The sequence below is a fragment of the Kyrpidia sp. genome (assembly GCF_023512215.1).
Lineage (GTDB): Bacteria > Bacillota > Bacilli > Kyrpidiales > Kyrpidiaceae > Kyrpidia > Kyrpidia spormannii.
In genome coordinates this window covers 1-3879 of record NZ_JAILZZ010000100.1, presented here as the reverse complement: position 1 = coordinate 3879, position 3879 = coordinate 1, and the positions used below count along the sequence as shown (strand labels likewise).

Genomic DNA, 3879 nt, shown 5'->3' with positions numbered 1-3879 from the left:
ACCCGGGACAGGTCGTCCGCGTCCAACAGGAGGTTATTTAACTTATAATCATTGTGAATGATGGTCGCCGCCGGCGAAGACGGAAGATGGTCTTCCAGCCAGCGGGTAATGCGGTCCACTTGGGGAATCTCATCGGTTTTTGCCCGGTGATACCGGTCGATCCATCCCCTCACCTGCCGTTGTAAAAAACCTTCGGGCCGGCCAAACTCCCCGAGTCCCGCCTCACGCCAGTCCACAGCATGCAATTCCACGAGGGTATCCACCACAGCATCGGAGATACGGCGGCAAAGCTCCGGCGTCACCTCGACGCCTGGAGGAAACTGGTCATCCAACACCACACCCCGCCGATACTCCATCACATAAAAAGGCACTCCCAAGACTCCGGAGTCCTCACAAAATGCGTAAGGTCTCGGCGCCAGGGGAAACACCCGGTTGAGCCGGCTTAAAAAAGAGGATTCCCGCTTCATATCGTGGGCCTTGGGCGGCAGCGGCCCAAAGGGCGGGCGCCGGAGCACCCCCTCCCATTGCCCGCAGCGGATCCAGTAAGTCAGATTCGACGCCCCGGAAGGAAATTGTTCGATGTGGACGGCGCAATCTCCCAACCCCTCAATATGCTCAGATAAAAATTTCTGTACGGCCTTCGCGTCCAGTTCCTCCCCGGGGCGAACGGGGATGGTCCCCCGGGTGCTCTTCGGGTGATTCATTCCCCCGCTCATGACGATCGCCTTTCTTGGAATTTTTTCAACATCTCTGTCTCGGTCACACCGCCGACCTCCTTGAACGAAGCTCCCCATTGGATCAGTCATCAATGAATCGCAGCCGACCCTCCACGAGTCCGACTAGCGCATCACTCGCTCCCACGGCCCCGGCGAAAGCCAAGGTCTGTTCCCGGCCCACCCGGGTGAACCACCGGCCCACCCGCCCCCGACTGAGAGCCTCCACCACCCTCCCACGATTGGCCCGGGCCGCATCCCTTACCACGATGGCGCCATCATCCAGCTCCCACCCCGCCGCCTCCAGGCCACCTGCGATCACGCCTGCGCAAAGGGCATCTTCCAGGGACATTCTGCCCTTCGACCCGGCGCACACGAGATAAACTTCGGAGAACGCGTGCCTTTGAAGATACTCTGTCACCGCCGGGGCATTCCGAAGGGAAGCCAGGAGGACTCGGTCGGCCTCTTCCGACCGGCGCAAGGCCGGGGTGCCGTTGGTCGTCAAAAACACCACATCCCGCCCGGCCACCACATCTTCGGAGTACTCCTCCGGGAAAGGCCCCAGGTCAAACCCCGGGACCTCCCGGCCTTCTTCCTCACCGCCGGTCAATAGCCGCGGTGACAGCCACCGTTTTTTCAACTCCAGGGCATCGGCCAGATCCCGGGCGGGAAATACTCGCCCCACTCCCCGCTCCATTATGGTGATCATCGTCGTGGTCGCCAGCAGGACATCCATCACCACAGCCACGCCGCCCCGGAGTCGATAAGGGTCGATCTGCTCCTTAGCCGTCCACAGGTAGACTTTACTCATCAGATGCTTCGACCTTTCGTTCTTCACGACCCTGAAGAGCGCTCCCTAAGCTCCCGGCGCAGGAACTTCCCCGTCGCGGTTTTTGGAATCTCCGGGAGAAACTCCACCAGTCGCGGATATTTATACGCCGCCATCCGCTCTTGACAAAACTGGATGATATCGTCTTCGGTCACCTTGCCGGCGTATTCGCCTCGAAGGGCCACAAAAGCTTTCACCGTTTCGCCTCGATACGGATCCGGCACCCCCACCACCGCCGCCTCTTTGACCGCCGGGTGCTGATACAAGGTGTCCTCCACCTCCCGGGGCCACACTTTATATCCGGAGGCATTGATCATATCTTTCTTGCGGTCCACCACATAAAACCAGCCCTGTTCGTCCATGACCACAACGTCTCCGGTGAGAAAATACCCATCTTGAAACGCACTTTTCGTCGCTTCGGGTTTGTCCCAATAGCCGGAAAAAATCATCGGACCCTTGACCGCGAACTCCCCAGGCTCCCCGACACCAACTTCCCGACTGGGGTCCTCCAGATCCACCACCCTGGCCAGGCAACCCGGCACCGGAATCCCCACCGACAGGGCCCCGCTTCCCGGATCCACCGGAGCCCGGACCCCTAGCGGAACGGCGTGGGTCGGAGAATTGGTCTCCGTGAGACCGTAGATGTTATGGATGTATCCACCGAAGGCCCGTTCAAATTGCTCCACCAAGCTCGGGGCAATGGGGGCACCTCCACTGTAGTACTTCGACATCGAGGCCACGTTCGCCTCCTTGGCCTCGGGGGCGTTCATCAGGGCAATAAACGCCGTGATAGAGGCCACGGTCATGGTCGGCCGCCACCGCTGGATCATCTCCAGGGCCACAGCGGCATCAAAACGATGAAACAAGACCAACGGAATCCCGGCCATGGCGGCCAGAGCGGCGTGGCCGACAATGCCTGTGATGTGGAACAAGGGAGCCAGCCCCAGCACCCCGTCTTCATCCGCCATCTTCATCCAAATCCTGTAGACATTTGCGTTATAGGCGACATTGCGGTGCAGGTTCATGGCGCCCTTCGGCCGTCCGGTTGTCCCGGATGTGTACACGAGATACGCAATATCTTCGGGACCCACCGACACCCGGACTCCCGGGTCCGGCACCGTTTGGTTGAGGGCCGCAACCAAATCCACCGTCCCTGACGGGGGGGATTTGTCCGTCTGGTTCAAAAGCGGCGTCTTTTTTGCGACATCCGCGGAGACAAAATCTCTCTCATGGGTGGTCACCACCTGCCGGATGTCCGTTCCCCCGATCACTTTCTCCGCATGAGCCGCGTAGAGCGAATCCAAAGCCACGAGAACTTTGGCCCCGGAGTCCTGGAGATGATATTCCACCTCTTTTGCTTTGAACATGGGGTTGAGAGGAACCACCGCTGCCCCACGTTTCCAAGCTCCGTATTGGGCAATCAAGAATTGCGGGTTATTCTGTACATACACCGCCACCCGGTCCCCCTTGCCTACGCCCCAACCCGCCAGGAGCGTCGCGAAACGGGTCGCCAGATCATCCAGCTGTCCGTACGTGAGTGTCTGGTCAAAATAATGAACTGCCGGACGGCCCCCTGCCCTTTTGGCGCTCTTCTCAAAAGCGTCGATCATGCTGATTGCCGGCAGCGGAAGTTCTCGAGGCACAAAATCCGGGTACAACTTGAGCCAAGGCTTCTCCTCATAGACAGAACCCACGGCGCACCCCCCTCTCGGTTATCACGGATCCTTCACTTCACCGCCACGGGATTCACCGGCGCTCCGGTGCCGCGGTAGACTTTTAAGGGCGACCCGGCGTAAAGGAAGGCGTATTGGCCATCCTCGGCGCAGTCCGCCGCCAAATCCTCCAGCCACAGGATTTCGTTAAAGAGCACTCCAAGATTTCGCATCAGGGCATTGTGCAGCACGAGCAGCGCTCCGGTCTTCGGGTCCACCGTCGTCTCGTTCGCGATGGTGTCCGTCGCAAGCACCGGGATTTCCATGGCATGGAACCATTTTACAAGCTCCGGGGAAAAGGTGAGACCCGGCTCATTGAACGAATCCCCATAAAAAGCCCCGGGTCCCTGTTCATAAAAGATTTTCAGCCAGCCGGTGCGGAGAATGAGAATGTCGTGCTTCTCGATGGTCACGCCCTGTCGCTCCGCACAGGCCAAAAGATCATCCAGCCCAAAGGTTTCGCCTCGATCCAGATAGGGCTTGCCCCGGTGTCGGGCGATGTCTACCTCCAGGTTCCGACTAGTCCCATTGTACCATAAAATTGTGATCTGTCTTGCCGCACTCCGTCCCCTTGCCCCACCCCGCCGGCAGATTGTTATAATAGAACTGATTTTCGAACGTCCGT

The 3879-nt window shown here is 59.2% G+C and carries 4 protein-coding genes; all 4 read right to left on the bottom strand.

The annotated features are described in order from the left end of the window. Positions 1–716 (bottom strand): phosphotransferase family protein (locus K6T64_RS16440; protein ID WP_288011236.1); only part of this gene is annotated, 716 nt, incomplete at its 3' end. Positions 717–798: 82 nt separating this feature from the next. Further along, positions 799–1524, bottom strand: a complete 726-nt coding sequence (locus tag K6T64_RS16435; RefSeq protein WP_133121279.1) for a 2-phosphosulfolactate phosphatase — start codon at positions 1522–1524, stop codon at positions 799–801. 23 nt (positions 1525–1547) lie between these two features. Next, on the bottom strand, positions 1548–3236 hold the full coding sequence (locus K6T64_RS16430; protein WP_288011233.1) for an AMP-binding protein: 1689 nt from the start codon (positions 3234–3236) through the stop codon (positions 1548–1550). Between the two features lie 32 nt (positions 3237–3268). After that, a partial coding sequence (locus tag K6T64_RS16425) for a cyclase family protein (RefSeq protein ID WP_288011231.1) occupies positions 3269–3879 on the bottom strand: 611 nt, incomplete at its 5' end.